Source organism: Alsobacter sp. KACC 23698 (assembly GCF_045348435.1).
Classification (GTDB): domain Bacteria; phylum Pseudomonadota; class Alphaproteobacteria; order Rhizobiales; family Beijerinckiaceae; genus Alsobacter.
This window is the reverse complement of the sequence record NZ_CP157484.1, coordinates 3084022-3107427: the sequence shown is the minus strand read 5'-3', so window position 1 is coordinate 3107427 and position 23406 is coordinate 3084022. Positions and strand designations below refer to the sequence as shown.

Annotated in this window: 19 protein-coding genes; 6 read left to right on the top strand and 13 right to left on the bottom strand. The window is 70.9% G+C overall.

Going from position 1 to position 23406, the window contains the following annotated elements; all coding sequences use genetic code 11:
* Positions 1-141: 141 nt before the first annotated feature.
* The 6 genes from ABEG18_RS14560 (at position 142) to ABEG18_RS14535 (ending at position 9469) form a co-directional block, all read left to right on the top strand.
* Positions 142-3540: an AAA family ATPase gene (locus ABEG18_RS14560; RefSeq protein ID WP_406853775.1), complete on the top strand. Its 3399-nt coding sequence runs from the start codon at positions 142-144 to the stop codon at positions 3538-3540.
* A complete protein-coding gene (locus ABEG18_RS14555) occupies positions 3537-4805 on the top strand; it encodes a YcaO-like family protein (protein ID WP_406853774.1) in 1269 nt (422 codons plus the stop codon). The genes ABEG18_RS14560 and ABEG18_RS14555 overlap by 4 nt, the downstream gene beginning before the upstream one ends.
* On the top strand, positions 4802-6130 hold the full coding sequence (locus ABEG18_RS14550) for a TfuA-like protein (protein ID WP_406853773.1): 1329 nt from the start codon (positions 4802-4804) through the stop codon (positions 6128-6130). The genes ABEG18_RS14555 and ABEG18_RS14550 overlap by 4 nt, the downstream gene beginning before the upstream one ends.
* 1 nt (position 6131) lies before the next feature.
* On the top strand, positions 6132-7529 hold the full coding sequence (locus ABEG18_RS14545) for a hypothetical protein (RefSeq protein WP_406853772.1): 1398 nt from the start codon (positions 6132-6134) through the stop codon (positions 7527-7529).
* A 120-nt stretch (positions 7530-7649) separates the two neighbouring features.
* A complete protein-coding gene (locus ABEG18_RS14540; RefSeq protein WP_406853771.1) occupies positions 7650-8138 on the top strand; it encodes a hypothetical protein in 489 nt (162 codons plus the stop codon).
* A gap of 152 nt (positions 8139-8290) precedes the next feature.
* Complete coding sequence (locus tag ABEG18_RS14535) at positions 8291-9469, top strand: M20 aminoacylase family protein (protein WP_406853769.1); 1179 nt, start codon at positions 8291-8293, stop codon at positions 9467-9469.
* A gap of 19 nt (positions 9470-9488) precedes the next feature.
* On the opposite strand, the gene ABEG18_RS14530 is transcribed toward ABEG18_RS14535, so the two are convergent.
* The 13 genes from ABEG18_RS14530 to ABEG18_RS14470 all read right to left on the bottom strand — a co-directional run bounded on the left by ABEG18_RS14530 (position 9489) and on the right by ABEG18_RS14470 (position 23404).
* Entirely contained in the window at positions 9489-9935 is a 447-nt protein-coding gene (locus ABEG18_RS14530; RefSeq protein WP_406853768.1) for a low affinity iron permease family protein, read from the bottom strand.
* A 212-nt stretch (positions 9936-10147) separates the two neighbouring features.
* Positions 10148-10381: a hypothetical protein gene (locus tag ABEG18_RS14525; protein WP_406853767.1), complete on the bottom strand. Its 234-nt coding sequence runs from the start codon at positions 10379-10381 to the stop codon at positions 10148-10150.
* A gap of 167 nt (positions 10382-10548) precedes the next feature.
* Positions 10549-11949 carry a chromate efflux transporter gene (chrA, locus tag ABEG18_RS14520; RefSeq protein ID WP_406853766.1) on the bottom strand — a complete coding sequence of 467 codons (1401 nt, stop codon included), beginning with the start codon at positions 11947-11949 and terminating at the stop codon, positions 10549-10551.
* Between the two features lies 1 nt (position 11950).
* A complete protein-coding gene (locus tag ABEG18_RS14515) occupies positions 11951-12769 on the bottom strand; it encodes a chromate resistance protein ChrB domain-containing protein (protein ID WP_406853765.1) in 819 nt (272 codons plus the stop codon).
* Between the two features lie 122 nt (positions 12770-12891).
* Positions 12892-13695, bottom strand: coding sequence for an ABC transporter ATP-binding protein (locus tag ABEG18_RS14510; RefSeq protein WP_406853764.1), 804 nt, complete (start codon positions 13693-13695; stop codon positions 12892-12894).
* A complete protein-coding gene (locus ABEG18_RS14505) occupies positions 13692-14543 on the bottom strand; it encodes an ABC transporter ATP-binding protein (RefSeq protein WP_406853763.1) in 852 nt (283 codons plus the stop codon). The genes ABEG18_RS14510 and ABEG18_RS14505 overlap by 4 nt, the downstream gene beginning before the upstream one ends.
* The gene (gene nikC / locus ABEG18_RS14500) at positions 14540-15466 is read right to left on the bottom strand and encodes a nickel transporter permease (RefSeq protein ID WP_406853762.1); all 927 of its coding nucleotides are present in this window, start codon (positions 15464-15466) and stop codon (positions 14540-14542) included. Before nikC ends, ABEG18_RS14505 begins: the two co-directional genes overlap by 4 nt.
* The gene (locus ABEG18_RS14495; RefSeq protein WP_406853761.1) at positions 15463-16530 is read right to left on the bottom strand and encodes an ABC transporter permease; all 1068 of its coding nucleotides are present in this window, start codon (positions 16528-16530) and stop codon (positions 15463-15465) included. The genes nikC and ABEG18_RS14495 overlap by 4 nt, the downstream gene beginning before the upstream one ends.
* 6 nt (positions 16531-16536) lie before the next feature.
* The gene (locus ABEG18_RS14490) at positions 16537-18141 is read right to left on the bottom strand and encodes an ABC transporter substrate-binding protein (protein WP_406853760.1); all 1605 of its coding nucleotides are present in this window, start codon (positions 18139-18141) and stop codon (positions 16537-16539) included.
* Positions 18142-18312: 171 nt separating this feature from the next.
* Positions 18313-19656 (bottom strand): MFS transporter, encoded by a 1344-nt coding sequence (locus tag ABEG18_RS14485; RefSeq protein WP_406853759.1) that lies wholly within the window; start codon positions 19654-19656, stop codon positions 18313-18315.
* Between the two features lie 45 nt (positions 19657-19701).
* Entirely contained in the window at positions 19702-22026 is a 2325-nt protein-coding gene (locus ABEG18_RS14480) for a molybdopterin cofactor-binding domain-containing protein (protein WP_406853758.1), read from the bottom strand.
* Positions 22023-22535, bottom strand: coding sequence for a (2Fe-2S)-binding protein (locus tag ABEG18_RS14475; protein WP_406853757.1), 513 nt, complete (start codon positions 22533-22535; stop codon positions 22023-22025). Before ABEG18_RS14475 ends, ABEG18_RS14480 begins: the two co-directional genes overlap by 4 nt.
* On the bottom strand, positions 22532-23404 hold the full coding sequence (locus ABEG18_RS14470; RefSeq protein WP_406853756.1) for an FAD binding domain-containing protein: 873 nt from the start codon (positions 23402-23404) through the stop codon (positions 22532-22534). Before ABEG18_RS14470 ends, ABEG18_RS14475 begins: the two co-directional genes overlap by 4 nt.
* Positions 23405-23406 lie beyond the last annotated feature (2 nt).

The following is a 23406-nucleotide window of genomic DNA, read 5'->3' as shown; positions in this document are numbered from 1 at the left end:
GGCCTTGCGACGAAGCCGGCCTCGACCTGCACAGGTTGTGTTGCGTTGCGCAAAAAGCTTGGGCGCTGCAGCATGCTCGGACTTGCGGCGGGGGTCTTCGGGAGGCATCCTTGGAGGGCCCCGAGACCGAGTCCCGCCAGAGTGTCCGAGCCTTTGACATCGTTCGCGGAATGGCTCGAGCGCATCGGCCTCGCCGAGCTCACGCCCCTCCTGGCGGCCCAGGACGTCGGGTTCGACACCCTGGGCGACATCACCGAGAACGACCTCAAGGACCTCGGCCTCACCTTGGGCCAGCGCAAGCGCCTCCTGCGCGCCGCGGCCGCCATCGGCGGGGCGGACCAAGCCGCCGCGGTGCATCCGGAGCTGCAGCCGGAGAGCGTCACGGAGCGGCGCCACCTCACCGTGATGTTTTGCGACCTGGTCGGATCCACGCAGCTGTCGAACCGGCTGGAGACGGAAGATTATCTCGCGATCATCCAGGCTTACAGGGCGTTCTGCACCCAGGTCGTGAACCGCTACGAGGGCTTCGTCGCGCGGTTCATCGGGGATGGCATTCTCTGTTATTTCGGCTATCCGATCGGGCATGAGAACGACGCGGAGCGCGCCGTGCGCGCCGCGCTGGACATCACCCGGGGGCTGGGCGACATCCCGACCGTCGACGGGACCCGGCTGCAGGCGCGGATCGGCCTGACGACCGGCGTCGTCATCGTGGGCGACATGTTCAGTCCGGGCGGTCCCGAGCGCCAGGAGATCGTGGGTTCGACGCCCAACCTCGCGGCCCGCATCCACTCCGCCGCCCATCCGGACGAGGTGCTGCTGGCGGAGAGCACCTGCAGGCTTGTGCGCGGCGTCTTCGCCTGCGAGTTCCTGGGCCGCCAGATCTTCAAGGGGTTCTCGTCGGAGACGGCGCTGTGGCGGGTGCGCGGAGAACGGCGCGTGCCCAACCGGCTCCGGGCTCGCCGGGGGCGCCGCGCCATCCCGCTCGTCAACCGCGCGGCCGAGCTCGAGCTGATCCGCACGCGCTGGAGGCGGTGCCTCGTCGGCGAGGGCGGCGGCCTGGTGATCGTGGGCGAGGCCGGCATCGGCAAGTCGCGCGTGGTGGAGCATTTCGCGCAGGCCGTCGAGGGCGTCGAGGCGGAGGTGCACCGCTATACGGCCAGCCCCTTCGCGACCCAGAGCCCGCTCTACCCGGTCATCGAATTCCTGACCCGATCGGCCTCCATCCGACGGGGCGACGACGCTGCGGCCCGCCGGCGCAAGCTGGAGATGCTGATCCGGGGCGACGACGACGAGAGGCGCGAGGGCGCCACCGTCCTGGCCGACCTGCTCTCGATCCCGCTCGACCATACGCTGGATCCGGATCTCACGCCCCGGCAGGTCCGCGACCAGATCTTCGCCCTGCTGGGCGACCAGATGCAGCGCCACGCCGACGTCACGCCGCTGCTGATCGTCGTGGAGGACCTGCACTGGCTGGACCCGACCTCGCTGGACCTGCTGGAGCACGCCATCCCGCGGATCGCCGGACGCCGCATCATGCTGATCGTCACCTGCCGCGACGACGAGCAGGCGGAGTGGATCGAGCAGTCGGGGTTGCCGGTGATCCGGCAGGGGCGCCTGCTGCCCGAACACGCCCGCGAACTGATCCGGACGGTGCTGGGCGAGCGGCGGCTCGATCCCGTGTTCGAGGCGCAGATCGTCAGCAAGACGGACGGCATTCCGCTGTTCCTGGAGGAGTTCACCAGCACGGTGCTGGACGCCGTGGAGGACGCCGCCGACGCCGGGCGCTTCGTCGCGCCCACGATGCCGGCCATCCCGGACTCGCTGCACGAGATCCTGGTGGCGCGCCTGGACCAGGCCGGCGAAGGCAAGACGCTGGCCCAGATCGGCGCCGTGCTGGGCCGCTCCTTCCGGCGCTCGCTGCTGGAGGCCGTGGCCGCGACCGAGGTCGCCGACCTGCGCGCCGGGCTCGGGGCGCTATTGTCCTCCGGCCTGCTCTTCGAGGACGAGGACCAGGGCGAGCCCGTCTACAGCTTCAAGCACGCGCTAGTGCAGGACGCGGCCTATCGCACCCTGCTGCGGGACCGCCGGCGCCACCTGCACGCCATCGCGGCCCAGGAGATCCGGCGCATCACCCCGCAGGTCGAACGTGAGCAGCCCGAGATGGTGGCTCACCATCTCACCGAGGCCTGCCTGTTCGAGCCGGCGGTCGCCTGCTGGCTCAGCGCGGCGGAGCGCAGCCTCAAGCGCTCGGCCCTGGCGGAGGCGGTCAACCAGCTGCAGCGCTGCCTGGAGGCCCTGGGGCATCTGCCCGATGAGCCGGAGCATCTGGAGCAGCGCCTGAAGGTGCTGGTCCTGCTCGGGCCGGCCCTGATCTCGCTGAAGGGGCCGGGCTCGCTGGAGGTCGAGGACGTCTACACCAGCGCCTACCAGACCTGCCAGAAGCTGCCCGAATCGCGCTCGCACTACCCGGTCTACTGGGGCTGGTGGCGCATGTCGGAGGACTACAACGACAAGACGCGGCGGTTCGAGGCGCTGCTTCAGCGCGCCAGGGCCCGTTCCGACGCCGAACTGCTGCTGCAGGCGCATCATTGCGGCTGGGGCAGCTATTTCGGTCTGGCCCAGTTCGGCGCCTGCTGCGAGCACATCGAGAAGGGGCTGGCCATCTACGAGGCCGGCGACTACCGCCACCACGCCACCCTTTATGGCAATCACGACGCCAAGGTGTGCGCGCTGGGCGAGCGGGCCCTCGTCTACTGGCTGCAGGGCGCGCCGGAGAAGGCCGTCGAGCAGGAGCGCCTCGCCATGGCGTGGGCGGCCGAACTCGACCACGACGGCAGCTACAGCCATTGCATCGACATCGCCGTCATGCACAGCGCCTACCGGCGCGACATCCCGGCGGTGCGCGAACGCGCCACGACCATGCTGAGGCTCGCGGAGGAGAAGGGCTTCTCCGACCACCTGTCCAAGGGACGCATCTTCCTCGGCTGGACCACGGCGCTGGGCGGCGACCCCGAGACCGGCCTCGCCATGCTGACGGAGGGACTGGCGCAGCAAAAGGAGAGCGGCACCTCCGAGGACTTCCCGATCTACACCTGCATGCTGGCCGAGATCCTCGAGCTGTGCGGCCGCCCGCAGGAGGGCCTGGCCGAGCTGGAATCCATGCGCGAGGTCGCGCAGGCGGCCGGGCTCCGCATCTGGATGCCGGAGGTGCTGCGCCGCATCGGCGAGCTGCTGAAGCGCACCGGCGCGGGAGCGGCGCAGGCCGAAGCCGTCTTGCGCGAGGCGCTGGATCTCGCCGAGGCGCAGGCCGCGCGGGCGCTGGCGGTGCGCGCGGCGCTCAGCCTCGCCCGGCTCCGGCTGGCGCTGGGCGACCGGGACGCGGCGGCGGCGCTGCTTGGCCCCTATCTGGACGGACCGCCCGAGTGGCGGGCCAAGGCGGACGTCCAGGCCGCGCACGCGTTCGTGGCCGCCGTGACCGCGGGCCTAAGCCCGGCGGAGATCGGCGACGCGGACCTCGTCCTCGACGGAGCCAGCGCGTGAGCGCGGCGCGGCGTCTCGCGGGGCTCCCGGCGGACGTCGCGCACGCCAAGGCCTACACGGCCGGGGCGCATCGCCTGCGCAGCCCGGAGGAGACCTACGCCCGCTTCGCTCCGCTGGCGCGGCGCATGGGCGTCACCCGCGTGGGCGTGATCACCGGCCTCGACACGCTGGGGATCCCGGTGTGCTTTGCGGCGCGCCCGAACTCCCGCTCCATCGCCGTGTTCCAGGGCAAGGGCCTGACCCTGGCGGCGGCCAAGACCTCCGCCTTCATGGAAGCCTGCGAGACCTTCCACGCCGAAACGGTGCTGCAGCCGTGCCGGATGGCGCGGGCGCGCGACCTGGAGGCCGCCGGCTTCGACTGCGTCTGGCGCGGCCTTGCGCTCGACAGGGCGTTCGACGCCGACCAGCCCATCCCCTGGATCGCGGCGCGCGACGTCGTCACGGGGGCCGAAGCGCTGGTCCCCCTCGAGGTCGTGTCGGCCGACTACACCCCCGCTGCGGGAGATCGCGCGGGGCGCTTCTTCGAGGCCCACACCAACGGGCTGGCCTCCGGCAACAGCGTCGCCGAGGCGCTCGCGCATGGCCTCTACGAGCTGGTGGAGCGGGACGCCGTGTCGCTGTGGCGGGTGCGCGGCGGCCATCGCGAGCCGTCGCTCGACCTCGCCGCGATCCGCGATCCGGGCTGCCGCTGGCTGCTGGAGCGCTTCGCGGCGGCCGGCGTGGCCGTCCGACTCTGGGACGCGACGTCCGACGTCGGGCTGCCGGCCTATCTGTGCCTCGCGACGGACATGGCGGCGACCGCCACCGATCCGGAGATCGGAGCGGGGTGCCATCCGAGCCCGGCCGTCGCGATGACGCGGGCCCTCACCGAGGCCGCGCAGGCGCGCACCACCTGGATCGCGGGAGCGCGCGACGACTTCGCGCCCGCCCTCTACGAGGAGGCGGCGCGCACCCACCGCCGCCGCGCCAGCCGGCTCTGGATGGAGGGGCCGGCCAGCGCCCCGCCGGACGCCAGGCCGGACCTTTCGACCGACAGCGTGGCCGGCGACCTGGAGGTCGCGGTCGACCGGCTGGCCTGCGCGGGGATCGGCCGCGTGCTTTATGTCGACCTCACCCGCGCCGATCTGGGCCTGCCTGTGGTGCGGGCGATCGCGCCGGGGCTGGAATCGCCGCTCACCGGCGAGGAGCCCGGGCGGCCGGGCGGCGAGCGCGCGGCGCGGGAGCGGCTTCGGGCGGGACCGCCAGGCGGAGGCGCCGGCGCATGAGCGGGCTCATCTTCCTGGGGCCGACCCTGGCGGCCGAGGAGGCCCGGGACATGACACGCCTTCGCGTGCTTCCGCCGGCCGCCCAGGGGGACCTCTACCGCGCGGTGCTGGACCATCGGCCGCGCGCGGTGGGCCTCGTGGACGGCTATTTCCACCAGGTCCCGTCCGTGTGGCACCGCGAGATCCTGTGGGCGATATCGCAGGGCGTCGCGGTGTTCGGCGCGGCCAGCATGGGGGCGCTGCGCGCCTGCGAGCTGCAGGATTTCGGCATGGTCGGGGTCGGCCGCGTGTTCGAGGGCTTCGCGGCCGGGCGCTACGCGCCGTTCGGGGACGACTTCGAGAACGACGACGAGGTCGCGGTGCTGCACGGGCCGCCGGAGACGGGGTTCCTGCGGCTGAGCGATGCGCTGGTCGACCTGCGGCAGGGCCTGGCGGAGGCCGAGGCGGCGGGCGCGATCGGCCCCGCAGACCGCGACCGGCTGGCCGCGCGGCTGCGCGAGCTGCCCTATGGCGAGCGCAGCGCCGACGCCGTCCTGGAGGCGGGCGTGCTGACCGACGTCGCCGCGGCCCGGCTCCAGGCCTGGTGGCGGGCCTCCTTTGAGTCCCAGAAACGACGCGACGCCGTCGCGCTCATCGCTCGAATGGAGGCCTGGCTGGCGAGCGGCCAGACGCCCGCGCCGCCCGGCTTCGTCTTCCAGCGCTCGGGCGTCTGGGAGGCCTTCGTGGCGGACGAGGCCGCTCGCCGCGCGGCCGCGCTCACGCCGGACGAGGCGCTCGTCGTCGACGACCTGCAACTCGATCCCGAGCGCTGGGCCGGCCTGTGCCGGGCGGCCGGGCGCGACGGGGCGTCAGGCCGAGAGGCCCGCGTCGTCTTCGACGAGTGGCGGCGGCGGCGCGGGCTGGATTCGCGCGCGGCGCTGCTCGGCTGGATGGCGGAAAACGGCCTCGACGAGGCGGGGCTGACCGCGCTCTTCGATCGCGTGGCGCGCCGAGGAGGCGTCCATGTCACGCCGGCGGGTCCGCGCGAGGCGATCGACCACCTGCGCATCGCGGGAGACTTCGCGACGGCGCTGGGGGGCGCGCGGCGGCGCGCGGCGCTCCTGGCCGGGGCGCCGCCGGTCCCGGCTGCGGAGTCGCGCCAGCTGCGCGCCATCGCCGAGCGGCGCGGCCTGATCGACGATTCGGGGCTCGCTGTGGAGCCGCTCGCCGAGGCGGCGGAGCGCCTGTGTTATCCCAGCGAGCAGGCCTTTGCGCGCGCCCTGTGGAGAATGTACCATCTCGAACGCGCTGGCGGCCAAACGCCGGGCGGGGCGGACGGGGGCTGAGATGCGGGGCACGCTGTTCCGGTTGTTTCCTCAGGCGACCGACGCCTATCCGGAGCCGGAGCTGATCGAGGTGTCGCCGCTCGCCGGCACGGTCGGGCCCGGCCCGTCGGACCAGCGGCTCGTGGTGGTCGACGCCATCGACAAGGCGCCCTACGACCCGCCGATCTCGACGCCGCCCTATCGCGGGCCGGTTCGGCCCCCGGCCTGGCCGGACGCCCATGGCGACTTCGCCTCCATCCCGGTCGACACCCAGCAATTCCTGCAAGCGCATCTCTATGGCTGCGTGCGCCTGACCCTCGACGTCTGGGAAAAGTATCTCGGCCACCCGGTGCGCTGGCTGGACCTGGTCGGCGACGAGCGGGTCGAGCTGACGCCGCTGGTCGCATGGGCCAACGCGCAGTCCGGGCCGGGCTTCATGGAGATGGGGCGCCAGGTGAACGACGAGGGCGAGCTGCGGCTGTTCTGCCTCAATCTCGACGTCGTCGCCCACGAGACCGGCCACACGGTGCTGTTCGCCGAACTGGGCACGCCCGAATCGGGGCGCGTGACGCCGGACTTCCTGGCCTTCCACGAGTCGGTCTCCGACCTCACGGCCATGCTGACGTCCCTGCATTTCCAGGCGGTGGTCTCGCATGTGCTGACGCAGACCAACGGCAATCTCTACGTGCTCAACGACAGCAACCGCATCGGCGAGCTCTCGGGAGCGCAGCAGATCCGCATCGCCGACAACCTGACCCGCATCAGCGACGTCGCCGACCTGCGGATCGGGCCGGACGGCGAGTGGATCGACCCCACGGGACGCGGCCGCAACGCCCATGCGCTGGCCCAGCCGCTGACCGGCGCGCTGTTCGACTTCCTGATCGACCTCTACCAGGACAACCTGGTGTCCGAAGGGGTGATCGGGCCCGACCTCGATGCCCGCGGGTGGGACCGGGACGAGGTCGACCAGGCGATGGACGCGCTCGCGGCCGCATTCGGGACCCGGCTGGAGAGCCTGCGGGGCGATTTTCGCGCGGCGCTCCTCGACGCCCGCGACGCCTTGGGCCGCGTGCTGGGCGAAATGCTGAACCGGGTCGAGATCGAGGATCTCACCTTCGGGCGCGTCGCCGGCGTCCTGCTGGACGTCGCGGCCGAGCTGGTCTCGCCCTACGCGGCCGACATGCTGGCGGAGAACCTGCGCTGGCGCGGGATCGAGCCGGAACCGACCCATCGCGCGGCGGCGCGGAGCCTGCTGGCCCGGGCGCAAACCTACAGGGCCGGCGTTCCCTTCGCCGAGCAGGTCGGGCGGGTGCGGGCGCTGCGCCGCGTGGCGTGCTGCCTGCCGGGCCGCCACCATGAAAGCCTGCACGCCGCCGGACTGGGCCAGATCATCCGGGCCGAGCATCGACGTCCGGCGTGAGTGTGATCTGCTTCACACACGCTGGCGGGAGTCCGGTCCACGCTGCGCCGTCACGGTGGAATCAGGGCGACGGCCCCGGGGGCGGTCGGGACGGCTTGGACGCGAGCAGAGGAGGGGCGCATGGCGGATTTGAATGAGACCTTGATGGCCAGTTCGGTGATCCGCCTGTTCGGGCGCAAGATGACCGACCTGAAAGTCGAGGGAGAGAGCGCCAAGGGCGGCGCCGTCCTGGCCCGCATCTACGGGTTCAGCTTCGAGGGCCAGTATTACAAGCTCGCCGCGCCCAGCATCTTCAAGGTGCACGGCGACGGAAAGGCCGTCACGCCCGGCCAGGATCCGATCGACCTCGGCATCGTCGGCATCGAGCTGAAGAGCGACGTCTTCGCCAACAACGTCACGATGTGGGCGCATGACAAGACAGACCATTCCGTGCGGCTCGACAGCGTCGCCGGGACGCTCGCCGACATCCTGCTCACGCCGGAGCTCTCCGACGACGGCGTCACGGCGCGCGCCCAGCTGACCGGCCGGGCCCAGCTGACGGGGCGGGCGCAACTGACCGGCCGCGCGCAGCTGACGGGCCGCGCCCAGATGACCGGCCGGGCGGAGTAGGCCGCCCGCCCAGGCGGCGCCTTCTCGCGGGCTAAGGGCGACGGGCGTACGTCTCGGGTTCCGGCTGCGCCCCCCTGTATCGAGGCGGCGGCGCGGGGCGGCTTTTTCGGATAGCGTTCGGCGGGTCGTTCCGATTCCCGCAGGAGTCCGCCTTGCCCGCCTTGCCCCGCATCCAGGCTTTCGCCGACGAACTCACCGCCATCCGCCGCGACTTGCACGCCCATCCGGAGATCGGCTTCGAGGAGGTCCGGACGTCCGGCGTCGTCGCCGAGAAGCTCGCCTCCTGGGGCGTCGAGGTGCATCGCGGGATCGGCCGCACCGGCGTTGTGGGCGTGCTCCAGGGCCGGGGCGGGCCGGGCCGACGGATCGGACTGCGCGCCGACATGGACGCGCTGCCGATGGACGAGACCACCAACCTGCCGTTCCGGTCCACCGTGCCGGGCCGCTTCCATGGCTGCGGTCATGACGGCCACACGACCATGCTGCTGGGTGCGGCGCGCTATCTCGCCGAGACCCGCGACTTCCCCGGCACGGCCGTGTTCGTCTTCCAGCCGGCCGAAGAGGGCCTGGGCGGCGCGCGCGCCATGCTGGCCGACGGTCTGTTCGAGCGCTTTCCCTGCGACGAGATCTACGGCCTGCACAACGCGCCCAATCTCGCCCCGGGCCAGATCTCGGTGTTTCCCGGTCCCGCCATGGCGGGCGCCGATTTCTTCGACATCAGGGTGAAGGGGCGCGGCAGCCACGGCGCCATGCCGCATATGGGCAACGATCCGGTCGTGGCCGCCATCACGCTGGCCGGCGCGCTGCAGACGATCGTCAGCCGCAACGCCAACCCGCTGGAGGCGGCGGTGCTGTCGATCACCCAGATCCATGCCGGGTCGGCCTATAACGTGATCCCCGAGGAGGCGACGCTGGCCGGCACGATCCGGACCTTCTCGCCGGCGCTGGCCGAGATGGTCCGCAAGCGCACGCGCGAGATCGCGGCCGGCGTGGCGCTGAGCTACGGCGTGGAGATCGACGTCGACATCCGCTCGATCTTCGACGTCCTGGTCAACCATGAGGAGCATGCGGCGGCGGCCGCCGAGGCGGCTCGCGAGATCGTCGGCGACGCCGGCGTGCTGACCGAGGCGCGGCCGATGATGGGCAGCGAGGATTTCGCCGACATGCTGCGCGTCGTTCCCGGCGCCTATTGCTGGGTCGGGCACGCCGGCGACACGCCGGTCCACAATCCCTCTTTCGTGCTGGACGACGGGATCCTGCCGGTGGGTGCGAGCCTGCTGGCGCGCATCGTGGAGAGGCGCCTGGCGATCCAGCCCGCGACGGCGGCCTGACCGGGCGAGACCCCAAGCTCTAGGAGACGGCTTCCTCGGCCGCCGCGGCCGCGCGCTTGGCCACGCGCCGCTCGGCCTCGTTGGCGGCCTCGGCCGCGTCCGACAGCCGGTCGGCGCGCGCCCTCGTTTCGCAGCGGCTGCGCAGGTCCTCGAGTTCCTCCTCGGTCAGCCGCTCGATGCCGATGTAGCGGTTCTGGGCGGCCCCGACCCGGATCAACTCGTCGAGCTTGGCCTGCAGCGCCGCGCCGTCGCGGTTCTGCGTGTTCTGGATGAGGAAGACCTGCAGGAAGGTGATGATCGTCGTGCTCGTATTGATGACGAGCTGCCACGTGTCTGAGAAGTGAAAGACGGGGCCTGACGCTCCCCAAACCAGGATGGCGACAAGGCACAGCACGAACGTGATGGGCTTCCCGGTAGCCTTTGATACGTTCGTCGAGAACGTGGTGAAAATACGAGAGAAACTCATCTATGCGTCCTCCGGGGCGGAGCGGTATAAGATTACATTCTTGTATAGTTCTTGCCGTTTTCCCAATGTCCAAACGATATTTGCTGGTCGATGGTTCCCTCAGGGCAGATCAGACCGAAGGAATGACCCTGAAGCGTTCGCGCGGACATGCGGGAGCGCTTCGAATACTGGGGCTGAGAGGAACAGACGAATTGCGGACCATGGTCCCGGCGTCAGGCCGGCCCGGTTGCCCGTTGGAAGCGGGGTCCGCCGCGTCGCGGCAGCGGCGGCAGGTCCCAGTCGCTGAAGCGGGCCCGGAAAGCGTCCTCGGACAGGGGCGCGGCGTCGAGCGCGGCGGCGTGGGTGAGGCGGGTCCAGGGGAGGCCCTTGTCGGCGAGCACGTATCGCGATCCCGCGACGGCCACCGCGGGTCGGTCAAGCCAATCCATGTACTGGACGTTCATCATGGATCCTGGAAATCGGAGCGACCGAAGGCCCCCGAGCCGTCGGTCGCTCCTGGCGTCGCCTACGCCCCCGTCGGCGACGTCAGGATCATGCCCGGGCCTGCTCCGGCGCGCGAGATGGGCGCATTGCGGATCGTGCTTTCCCGTAGCCGCGCCATCGGCGCGGAGCGTCACGTCGCGAGGCGAGCGAGGTAGAGCGCCACGCCCGCCGCCGAGCAGGCGGCCAGGGTCGTCAGCATGCCGGCTTTATAGCGAAACACCGCGACCGCCGCCGCGACCGACAGGGCCAGCGCCCAGGGGTCGACGCTGGCCAGGACCGGCGCCTCGAAGGCGCCCCAGCCGAGCGAGACCGGACGGGTCTGGCGGAAGACGGTGTGGATCGCGAACCATATCGCGAGATTCAGGATGACCCCGACCACCGAGGCGGTGATCGCCGACAGCGCGCCGGTGAGCGCCTTGTCGCCCCGCAGCACCTCGACAAAGGGCGCCCCGAGAAAGATCCACAGGAAGCAGGGGGCGAAGGTCACCCATGTGGCGAGCAGCCCGCCCAGCGCTCCGGCGAGCATCGGGGGCAGGGCGCCGGGGTCGCGATAGGCCGCCAGGAAGCCGACGAACTGCAGCACCATGATGAGCGGGCCCGGCGTCGTCTCGGCCATGCCCAGCCCGTCCAGCATCTCGCCCGGCGCCAGCCAGCCGAATTTTTCGACCGCCTGCTGCGCCACATAGGCCAGCGCCGCATAGGCCCCGCCGAAGGTGACCATCGCCATCTTGCTGAAGAAAATGGCGATTTGGCTGAACACGTGACCGGGACCCAGCGCCAGCAGCAGGAGCGCGACGGGAACCAGCCAGAGCGCCAGCGACACGGTCGCCGCGGCGCTCGCCCCGGCGCGGCTCGGGCTCGCAAGGCCGGGCGTATCGTCGTCGATCAGGCTCGGCCCCACATTCTTGGCGGGACCCGAGGCGCCGTGGCCGCCGCCCACCGCGAACTGCGGGAGGCCGGCGCGCCCGCCCGCATAGCCGATGAGGCCCGCTCCCAGGACGATGACCGGGAAAGGGGTGGACAGGAAGAAGATCGCCACGAAGGACGCCGCCGCGATGGCCAGCATCACGCGGTTCTTGAGGGCCCGCCCGGCGACCCGGATCACGGCCTGGATGACGATGGCGAGAACCGCGGCCTTCAGCCCGAAGAACAGCGCCGTGACCACGCCGACATTGCCGAAGGCGGCGTAGACCATGCTGAGCGCCATGATGGCGACCACGCCGGGCAGGATGAACAGGCCCCCGGCCAGGACGCCGCCACGGGCGCCGTGCAGCAGCCAGCCCACATAGGTGGCGAGCTGCTGGGCTTCGGGACCGGGCAGCAGCATGCAGTAGTTGAGCGCATGCAGGAACCGGTTCTCGGAGATCCAGCGCAGCTCCTCCACAAGGATGCGGTGCATGACGGCGATCTGTCCGGCGGGGCCCCCGAAGGAGAGCGCGGCCACCCGCGCCCACACCCGGGCGGCCTGCCGGAACGACGGGTGAGCCGGGACGCCGGGGGGCGTCTCGGCTCGCGAGGCGAGGTCGGTCATGTCAAGACGCCGGCTTTCTGGAGGGCCAATCGTGGGTTTCCTCGGTCGCGTCGCGGCACCAGCGATAGAACGCGTCATAGAGCGTCAGGCCGGCGTCGAGCTGGGCGAGGTCGTTGGCGTGCATGCGCGACAGGCCGAGCGATGCGGCGAGGAGGCCGGCCGCCTCGGGCGCGAGGTCGAGCCGGGCGGTGTCGGCGGCCCGCACGATCGCCGCCAGCCGGGAGAGCGCCGGCGTGGCGAGGCCGAACTCCTCCACCATGGCGTCGAAGGTGCACGCCTCGCCCCGGTGGCTCCAATGGACGCCCTCGACATCGAAGGGCGTCGCGCCGAACCGGTCGGCCACGCCCAGCACCTCGGACGGCTTGACGAAGAGGAACGCCGCATCGGGGTCGACGAAGCGCCGGATCAGCCAGGGGCAGGCGATCCGGTCGATCTTCGGCCGTTCGCGCGTCACCCAGAGCGTGCGGCCGCCGGCGTCGCGCGGCGGAATGCGGGAGACCGGCACCCGGGGCAGGGCCGAGCGGGCCCACTGGTCGGTCCCGCCCTCAAGCGATTCGGCCGGGACGCCGGCGAGCCGCAGCAGCGCGGCGACGCCGTGGCTGAGCTTGAGCCCCTTCTGGCAGATCACGACCGCGGTCCGGCCGGCGAGCGCGCCGGACCAGTCGGCGGTTTCGGCGTGGGACCGTCGGACCGCGCCGGGAATGAGCCAGGGTTCCGCGGCGAAGTCCTCGGGGGTTCGGACGTCGACGAGGACCGGGCAGCGGGGCGTGCCGATGAGGCGGGCGAGCTTGTCGGTGGAGATGGAGCTGATGGAAGACATGGCGCGTGCGTCCTGGATGGCGGCCGCCGGAATCGGACGGCCTGGACGCGATGCTTCGGCTGGCGCCTCGTGGGGAGATCGCAGTCCCCATGCGGCCATTCAGGGCGAGCGCGGCCCGGGTGTCAAGCCGGCTCGACGGGCGGAGCGGCGCCGCGCCTGAACCCCTCGGAGGCCTGCATCAGGCGCCGGGTGTAGGGGTCCGCCACGCGGCGATGGGCGAGGTCGCCGGACGAAAGCTCCTCCACCCGCCGCCCGCGCTGCATCACCATGAGGCGCTCGCACATATGGGTGACCACCGCGAGGTCGTGGCTGACCATCACGAAGGTGAGCCCATGGCGGCGGCGCATCTCCTCCAGCAGGTTGAGCACCTCCGCCTGCACGGAGGCGTCCAGCGCCGAGGTGGGCTCGTCGAGCAGCAGGATCTGCGGCTCCAGAATCAGCGCGCGCGCGATCGCGACGCGCTGACGCTGGCCGCCCGAGAGCTGGTGCGGATAGCGGAAGCGAAAGCCCTTGCCGAGGCCGACCTCGTCGAGGGCGCGCTCGATCCTAGTCTCGGCCTCGCCGATTCCGTGGATGGCGAGCGGCTCGGCCAGGATGCGGTCGACCGTCTGGCGCGGATGGAGAGAGCCATAGGGGTCCTGGAAGACCATCTGCACGCGCCTGCGGAACTCGCGCGAGCCGGGCGCCGGCAACGCGCCCGCAGGCTCGCCGGGGGGCGCGATGAGCGACACGGTCCCGGCCGACTTCGGGGCCAGCCCGCAGACGGCGCGCAGGATGGTCGACTTGCCGGACCCGGACTCGCCGACGATTCCGTAGCTCTGGCCCGGCTCGACGCGCAGCGACACGTCGTCGACCGCGACGAAGTCGTCGAAGACGACGCGCAGGCCCTCGATGGCGAGGCCGGCCGCGGACGGACGGGCGGTCACAGCGCCCACTCCGGCTTGCGGTCCAAAGTGGGCAGCGGATGCCGGTCCTCGCCCAGCCTCGGCAGGCAGTTGACGAGGCCGCGGGTGTAGGGGTGGCGGGCGTCATGGAGGCCGCCGGCCGACACCTCCTCGACGACCTTGCCGGCGTACATCACCAGGATGCGGTCGCAGAAGGTGGAGACCAGCCTGAGGTCGTGGGAGATGAAGATGAGGCCCATGCCCCTGTCGGCGACCAGCCGGTCGAGGATCGCCAGCACCTGCAGCTGCACGGTGACGTCCAGCGCCGAGGTGGGCTCGTCGGCGATCAGCAGGTCGGGGTCGGCGATCAGCATCATGGCGATCATGGCGCGCTGGCCCATGCCGCCGGAGACCTCGTGCGGGTAGAGGTCGAACACGCGGGCGGGATCGTCGATCTGCACCTGGCGCAGCGTCTCCATGGCGCGCTCGCGGGCCTCGCTGCGCGACACCCTGACGTGGGCGTCCAGCGTCTCGACGATCTGGTCGCCGATGCTCATCACCGGGTTGAGGGAGAATTTCGGGTCCTGCAGCACCATGGCGATGCGGCCGCCGCGCAGGCTGCGCCGCTGCCGGCTCGAGCTCTTCAGGAGATCGATGCCGTCGAATTCGAGCTTCTTGGCGGTGACGCGTCCCTCCGGGGCGGTGAGGCCCAGGATGGCGCGGCCGGTCTGGGACTTTCCCGAGCCAGACTCGCCCACGATGCCGAGCCGCTCGCGGCCCAGCCTGAAGGAGACGCCGCGCACGGCCTCGGTCATGCCGCCGTCGCGGTTGGGGAAGGACACGCGCAGGTCGTCGACGACCAGCATGTCGGGAGCGCGAGGGCCGCTCATTTCACACCCTTGGGATCGAGGGCGTCGCGCAGGCCGTCGCCGAGGAGGTTGAAAGCGAGGCTGACCACGAAGATGGCCGCGCCCGGGGCGGCGGCGACCCACCACTGGTCCAGCACGTAGAGGCGGCCATTGGCGATCATCGCGCCCCATTCGGGCGTCGGCGGTTGCGCCCCGAGGCCCAGGAAGCCGAGCCCCGCGGCGGTGAGGATGATGCCCGCCATGTCGAGCGTCACGCGCACGATTACGGAGGAGACGCACAGCGGCATGATGTGGCGCAGCACGATCCGCCACGGCGAGGCGCCCATCAGCTGCACGGCCGCGATGTAGTCCGCCTGCCGGATGGTCAGCGTCTCGGCGCGGGCGATGCGGGCGTAGGGCGGCCAGGACGTGATCGCGATGGCGATCACGGCGTTCTCGATCCCGGGCCCCAGCGCGGCCACGAAGGCGAGCGCGAGGATGAGCCGCGGGAAGGCCAGGAAGATGTCCGTGATGCGCATCAGCGCCGCATCGATCAGGCCGCCCGAATAGCCCGCGACCGTGCCGACGGCGAGGCCGATTGGCGCGGCCAGGATGGCGACGAGCACGACGACGAAGAGCGTGATCCGCGATCCGTGGATGATGCGCGAGAGGATGTCGCGGCCCTGGTCGTCCGTGCCGAACCAGTGGGCCGCCGAGGGCGGCAGCAGCCGGGTCGTCCGGAGGTCGCCGATATAAGGCGAGTAGGGGGCCAACTGGTTGGCGCACATCGCCACCAGCAGCAGCGCGATCACGATCGCGAGCCCCAGCATGGCCAGCCGGTTGCGCGAGAAGGCGCGCCAGCCGCCATAGGCGCGGCCGAGCGCGGCCTGCCGGCGCGACTGCGGCCGATCCGACATCAGCCATTCGCGCCAGCCACCGGGCGCGGGAGCGTTGACGGCGCTCATCGTGCTTTGGTCCTGGGATCGAGCAGCCGGTAGAGGATGTCCGACAGCAAATTGAGGCCGATGAAGATGGAGCCGACCACGATGGTGCCGCCCAGCACGGCGTTCATGTCGGCGTTCTGCAGCGAGTTGGTGATGTAGAGGCCGAGGCCCGGCCAAGCGAACACGGTTTCGGTCAGCACGGAGCCTTCGAGCAGGCCCGCATAGGAAAGCGCGATCACGGTGACGAGCGGCACCATCGCGTTGCGCAGCGCATGGCGCCAGATGATGCGCGTCTCGGTGAGCCCCTTAGCGCGGGCCGCGACGACGTATTCCTGGTTCAGCTCGTTCAGCATGAAGGAGCGCGTCATTCGGCTGATATAGGCGAGCGAGAAATAGCCGAGCAGAGACGCCGGCAGGATGAGGTGCGAGAAGGCGTTGCCGAAGGCTTCCCATTCGCCTGCCATGGCGGTGTCGAGCAGCATGAAGCCGGTGACGGGCGTGAGCGAATATTCGTAGGCGACGTCGATGCGGCCGGGGCCGCTGACCCAGCCGAGCCGGGCGTAGAACACGAGCAGGCCCATGAGGCCGAGCCAGAAGATCGGCACCGAGTAGCCGACCAGCCCCATCACGCGCACGAGCTGGTCGGCGACGCCGCCGCGGCGAACGGCGGCCCAGACGCCGAGCGGCACGCCGAGGCCGGCGCCCATGATGGTGCCCAGCGTGGCGAGCTCGATGGTCGCCGGAAAGGCGCGGCGGATGTCCTGCATCACCGGATTGGAGGTCAGCACCGAGGTGCCGAAGTCACCCTGCAGCACCTTGCGGCAGTAGATGAAGAACTGCTCCCACAAGGGCTTGTTGAGGCCCATCTCCTCCCGCACGCGCTGGATGACGTGCTCGGGCGCGCGGTCTCCCACCACGGCCAGCACGGGGTCGATCGGGATGACGCGGCCGATGAAGAACGTCACGGCCAGGAGGCCGAGATAGGTGAGGAAAATCACGAGCAGGAAGCGGCCGACCGTATCGGCGCCGCGCAGGAGGCGGGCGCTTCTGCGCCCGCCTCCCCGGGTCTGTTCCGCGATGGTCATGACGCCTTACTGCTTCGTCACCTTGAACATGTAGGTGGCGTCCGAGGTCGGGCCGATCTTCAGGTTCTCGACATTGGCCCGGTAGCCGGCCACTTCGTTCATCTGGTAGATCAGCACGAAGGGGCTGGTCTGCCGGAACTCGGCCTGCATCTCCTCGTACATGCCCTTGCGCTTCTCGGTGTCGCGCTCCAGGGCGGCGGCGTCGGCCTTCTTGGTCAGCTCCGGGATGGCCCAGGCGTTGCGCCAGGCCAGCGGCTTGGACTTGGCGTCGTCCGAGTTGTCGGGGTTGCGCGCGAAGGTGTCGGCGTTGGTGTGGGGGTCCCAGTAATCCGCGCCCCACTGGCCGATATACATGTCATGCGTGCGGGCGCGGTACTTGGTCAGCGTCTGCTTGCCGTCGCCCGGGATGATCTCGATGTCGATGCCGGCGCGCTTGGCCGTCTGCTGGACGGCCTCGGCGATGCCCTGCACCGGCTGGACGGTGCGCACGTCCATCGTGACCTTGAAGCCGTTCGGCAGGCCCGCCTTCGCGAGCAGGCCCTTGGCCTTGTCGACGTCGAGCTTGAAGGGCTTCTCGGTGGAGGCGCCGAGCAACCCGACCGGCAGGAAGTTCTGGTGGACGATGCCGATGTTCTTGATCAGCGTGTCGCCGATGGCGTCATAGTCGACCAGCCATTTCATGGCCTCCCGCACCTCCGGCTTGGCGAGGTTCGGGTTCTTCTGGTTGAGGCTGATATAGTAGACCGTGCCCTTGGGGGTGCCGGTCTCCTTGATGTCCTTGTTGGCCTTCAGGGCGTCGAGATCCTGCGGCGTCAGGTTGCGGGCGATGTCGGCGTCGCCCTTCTCCAGGAGCAGGCGCTGCGTGGCCGCCTCCTTGACGTGGCGGTAGATCACGCGCGCCAGCTTGGACTTCTCGCCGTAGTAGTTGTCGTTGCGCTCCATCGCGAGGATCTCGTTGGCGCGCCACTCGCGGATCTTGAGCGGGCCGGAGCCGGCGTAGTTGGTCTTCAGCCAGGCGTAGCCGAGATCGCCGTTCTGCTCCTTCGACATCACGAGCTTCTTGTCCAGGATGGCGGCGACGTTGGCCGTCATGCAGTTGAGGACGAAGCTCGGCGCGTAGGACTTGTCGGTCTCCAGCGTCACGGTGAGCGGGCCTGTGGCCTTCACCTTGTCCTTTACGTTGTCCTTGGTGAGACCGAACTGGGTGAGGATGAAAGCCGGCGTCTTGTCGAGGATCACGGCGCGCTGCAGCGAGAAGGCGACGTCCTCGGACGTGACCGGATTGCCGGACGCGAACTTGGCCCCGTCGCGTAGCTCGAACGTGAAGGTCTTGCCGTCGGGCGAGACCGTCCACGACTTGGCGAGGTCGGGAATGAGCTTGGAGGGATCGTTGACGTCGTAGCGCAGCAGCCGGTCATAGGAATTGCCCATGAACTCGCCGGCCGAGATTTCGAAGGATTCGGCGGGATCCATGGTGATGGTGTCGTCGAAGGCCCAGACCACGACCAGCGTGTCCTTGGGCGTGGCCGCCAGCGCGGAACCGGCGAGCAGCGTCGCGAACGCGGCCGCCCCGACCAGGCGCGCCGCGCCCCGGATCGTCGAATGCTTCATCGTCATGTCCTCCTTCTTGCCCGGCGTCCAGACGACGGGGGTATCCCTGCGGGCGGCAGCGTATTCACTCCTTCGCCCGTCCACCACCACTATCGCGCGAGTTCGCACATGGGAAAGCGCCCCCCGGCGAAGGAGGGCGCTGGATCGCCCGCAGAGGCGATCGTCCCCGCGTCAGGCGACCTCTTCGAGGCCCCGCCGGGCGGGCTCGATGCCCCAGAGCGCCACCACGGCGATCTGAATGACGAGCAGGCCGATCATGAAGGTGGTCACGCCCGACACCCCGTAGCCCTTGAACAGCGCCACCACGATGAAGGGGGAGACGATGGTCGCTCCGCGGCCCAGCATGTTGCAGATGCCGTTGGCCCGCAGGCGCACCTCGGTGGGGAACAGCTCGGGCGTGTAGACGCCGTAGAGCAGCGCCACCAGCACATAGATGGCCAGCAGCAGCACGAAGCCGGTCGGGATGAGGAACACCGGGTCCAGCGCATAGGGGTAGAGCGCCCCGAACAGGATCGCCGCCACGGAGGCGCCGATGATGGTCGGCTTGCGGCCGAGGCGGTCGGCCAGGAACGCCCCCATGGCGCAGCCGATCGGGGCGGCGAGCGAGATCGCCACCGTATAGTTGAAGGAGCGCACGAGCGTCAGGCCCTGCTGGACGAAGAAGGTCGGCAGCCAGGTCACGAAGCCGAAGATCAGCGTGTTGATGACGATCAGCACCACCGAGCCCACCACCATGCGGGGGAAGAGCTTGGCGCCGAAGAGGTCGCCGGCCGCGGCCTGCCGGGCGGGGGCGGGCGCGGGCAGGATCGGGCGCTCGGCGACGCCGGACTCCCGCTCGATGGACGAGACCAGCTCCTCGGCCTCCTCGACGCGGCCCTTCGACTCCAGCCAGCGCGGCGATTCCGGCATGGACTTGCGCATCTGCCAGACCACCAGGGCGCCGACGCCCGCGATGGCGAACATCGGGCGCCAGCCCAGATTCGGGATCACCACGGCTCCGAGCAGCGTCGTCACCGGCAGGCCGCTGACGACCACCATGGCCATGAAGGACAGCCATTTGCCCCGCTTGGCCGGAGGCACGAACTCCGAGAGCGTCGAATAGCCGACCACGATCTCCGCGCCGAGCCCGAGCCCCATGAGGAAGCGCGCCGCGATCAGCCAGTCCATGTTGGGGGCGAAGGCGGCCGCCAGCGAGGCCACGCCGAAGATCAGCAGGTTGGTCTGGTAGGTGAAGCGCCGGCCATAGGCGTCGCCCAGGAAGCCGGCGATGAACGCCCCGATGGTCATGCCGACGAAGGTCATCGACACGAACTGGGCGTTCTGCGCCAGCGTCGAGAAGCCGCTCGCGACCGTCGATCCGAGCACGCTCGCGCCGACATAGAGGTCGTAGCCGTCGAAGAACATTCCGGCCCCGATGAGCCAGAAGATCCGCCGATGGAAGCTGGAGATCGGCAGCCGGTCCAGCCGGAGGCCCGACTGCACCGATGCGATCGGGTGTTGCGGCGCGACGTTCATGGTGGTCCCCTCCCTGCGCCGGCCGGGCCTCTGCCCGGCCGGGCGTCATTGTCGTTTGTCGAGCAGAGCCGCCACGTCCTGCGGGGCGATCGGATGGGCGCCCATGAAGGGCGCGGACGGACCCAGCGCGTTCTCGACGGCGGAGATCACGCAGGCGGCGGCCGGGATCGTCCCGCCCTCGCCCGCGCCCTTGACGCCCAGCGGATTGCGCGGCGAGGGCGTCTCGATGTGGTGGATCTCGATGCGCGGCGTCTCGGTCGCGATCGGAAGCAGGTAGTCGGCGTAGGTGGTGGTGAGGGGCTGGCCCTCGGCGTCGTGGATCATGCGCTCGAACAGCGCATTGCCGATGCCGTGAACCACGCCGCCGATGATCTGGCCGTCCACGATCTGCGGGTTGATGAGCCGGCCGCAATCATGCGCCACGACGTAGCGGACGACGCGCACATCGCCCGTCTCTGGGTCGATCTCGACCTCGCAGGCGTTCGACCCGTAGGAGAAGGTGAGCCCCTCGGATTCGAAATAGGCCGTGGCGGCGAGGTCCGGCTCCAGCCCATAGGGCATGCCCATGCCCGGCGCGCCGGCCAGCGCCTTGGCGATGTCAGCCAGCGCGATCCCGAGGCCGGGCACGCCCTTCACGCTCACGACGCCGTCGACGAGATCCAGGTCCTGCTCGCCGGCCTCCAGCCGGTGGGCGGCGAAGCGCATCGCCTTGGCCCGCACCTTCTGGGCCGCCATCTCGACGGAGGACCCCGCCGTGACGGCGATGCGGCTGGCGATGGTCGAGATTCCGAGGGGGAAACGGGCCGTGTCGGCGGCCTCGACGAGGACGTCGGCGATGTCGACGCCGAGCGCGTCGGCGGCGATCTGGGCGAACACGGTGCGATGTCCCTGGCCCTGGCTCGACGCGCCCGTGGCGATGACAACCTTTCCGGCCGGCGTGACCCGCACGGTGGCCCCCTCGAAGGGGCCGAGGCCGGTGTCCTCCACGCAGGACGCCATGCCGAGGCCCAGAAGCCTGCCGCGGCGGCGGGCCTCCTCCCTGCGCGCCGGGAAGCCGGCGGCGTCGATCTTCTCCAGCGCGAGGTCGAGCGCGCGGCGGTAGTCGCCGCTATCGTAGGAGATGGGCGAGCCGTCGCGCGCCTTGCCGCCCGTCACATAGGGCATCTGGTCGGCGCGCACGAAGCTGCGCCGCCGCACCTCCTCGCGGGGGATCCCGAGATGCGCGGCGACGCGGTCGGCCATGCGCTCCAGCACGAAGGCGATGGTGGGCCGCGACGCGCCGCGCACCGGCGTGGTCGGGACCATGTTGGTGAGCACGACGTCCAGGGAGACGTCGAGCGCCTCGAACGCATAGGGGCCCGGGAAGCAGCCCAGCGCGTTGGCGGCGAGGATCAGCCCGTAGGGCGCATAGGCGCCGTTGTCGTGGACGCCGCGCCCGCGAAGGCCCAGCATCCGGCCCTCGGCCGTGAAGGCGACGTCCACGGTCCAGATCTGGTCGCGCTGCTGGGTGGTGGCGAGGAAGTGCTCCTGGCGGTCCTCGATCCACTTCACCGGCCGGCCGAGCTTCAGGGCGGCGAGCGCGGTGGCGAACTCCTCCGGGTAGACGTTGGCCTTCGGCCCGAAGCCGCCGCCGACATCCGGCGCGACGACGCGCACGCCGCTTTCGTCCCGGCCCAGATAGGCGGCCAGGAGGCGGCGCACCAGGAAGGGCGACTGGGACGAGGTGTAGACGGTCAGGTCGTCGCCCAGCGGGTCCGGCAAAGCGAGGACGCCGCGGCACTCCATGGAATGGCAGCCGCCGCGGTGGGTGACGATGGTCTCGGTGACGACATGGTCGGCCCGGGCGAAGACGCCGTCGGGGTCGCCGAAGCTCGCCTTCAGGGTCGCTGCGAGATTGTTCTCGCGGCCGGCATGCGCCAGGGGAGCGCCGGGCTCCAGCGCCGCGACCGCGTCCGCGATGGCGGGGAGCATCTCCATCTCGACCATGACGGCCGCGGCGGCGTCCTCGGCGACGCCGCGGCTTTCGGCCACCACGATCGCGATCGCCTCGCCGACATGGCGCACCTCGTCCACGGCCAGCGGATGATAGGTGAGGGGCGTCTTCAGCAGCGGATGCGGCGCCAGCGCCGGCATGGGGCCTGCCGCGATGGCGGCGAAATCGCCCATCACGAAGACGGCCGCGACGCCCGGCATGGCCGCCGCCGCGGCGACGTCGACCGAAAGGATGCGGGCGTGCGCGGCCTGGGAGCGCACGAAGGCGGCGTGCAGGAGCCCGGCGGGGTGAAGGTCGTCGACGAAACGGCCCTGGCCGGCCACGAGCCGGGGATCCTCCAGCCGCGCCACCGCGGCCCCGAAATAGCGCGCGCTCATCGGCCGGCGCCCTTTCCATCGGTCCGGGCGTCGGCGGCGGCGAGCGCCGCATCGACGATGCCCTGGTAGCCGGTGCAGCGGCAGATGTTCCCCGAGATGGCGATCCGGATCTCTTCCTCGGTGGGGCGGGGCGTCTCGCGCAGGAGCGCCTCCAGGGTCATCAGCATGCCGGGCGTGCAGAAGCCGCACTGCAGAGCGTGGTGGTCCGAGAAAGCCCGCTGCAGCGGCGACAGGGCGCCGTCGGCTCCGGCGAGGCCCTCGACGGTTTCGACCACGCATCCCTCGGCCTGGACGGCGAGCATGAGGCAGGAGCGCACCGGGCGGCCATCGACGATGACGGTGCAGCTGCCGCAGACCCCGTGCTCGCAGCCGATATGCGTGCCGGTGAGACCCGCCGCATGGCGCAGGAAGTCGCCCAGATGCAGGCGCGGCTCGGCGGCGTGCGCCACGGGACGGCCATTGAGGGTGAGCGCGATCACGCGCGCGTCGCGCGTTCCGGCGGGGGTCATGTCCGGTCCTTGGTCAGGCGCCGGGCGGCGTCGCCCAGCGCGCGCTTCGCCATGGCGACGGCGAGCCTGCGACGGTAGGCGGCGGTGACGTGGATGTCGTCCATGGCGTCGAGGGCCTCCGCGGCGGCCAGCACGGGAGCCGGATCGAGCGCCTCGGCCGGCTGGCCGACGAGCGCGGCCTCGGCGGCGGCCAGGCGCACGGGCGAGGGCTCGACGCCGAAGATCACGACGGCGGCGCGGGCGATGCGCCCCGCCGCATCCGTGTCGAGGAGCGCGCCGCAGCCCACGATGGCGAAATCGCCATGGCGGCGGGCATATTCGGCGAAGCCGTAGCCGGAGCCGGGCCGCCAGGGCTCGAAACGGATCGCCTCGAGATATTCGTCGTCCTCAAGCGCCGATTGCAGCATCCCGGCGCACCAGTCGGCGGCCGGCACGGTCCTGCGGCCGCGGGCGCCGGCGACCTCGAAAATCGCGTCATGCAGCACCGCCATGGCGGGCTGCTCGGCCGAGGGGTCGAGATGGCAGCAGCTGCCCCCGATGGTGCCGCGCGACCGCGTCTGCATGTGGCCGACATGGACGAGCGCCTCGGCCAGCGCGGGCAGGCGCTCCCGCACGATGGGCGAGGCCAGGAGGTCGCTCTGGCGGGTCATCGCGCCGATCACGACGGCGTCGCCCTCTCGCCGCACGCCGGCCAGGCCCTCGACGCGGTTGATGTCGATGAGGTGGTCGGGGAACAGCAGCCGCAAATTCAGCATCGGCATGAGCGACTGCCCGCCGGCCAGCACCTTGGCGTTGTCGAGCGACGCCAGGAGCCCGGCGAGCTCCTCGCGGGTCGTGGGGCGGTGATAGGCGAAGGGCGGAGCTTTCATCG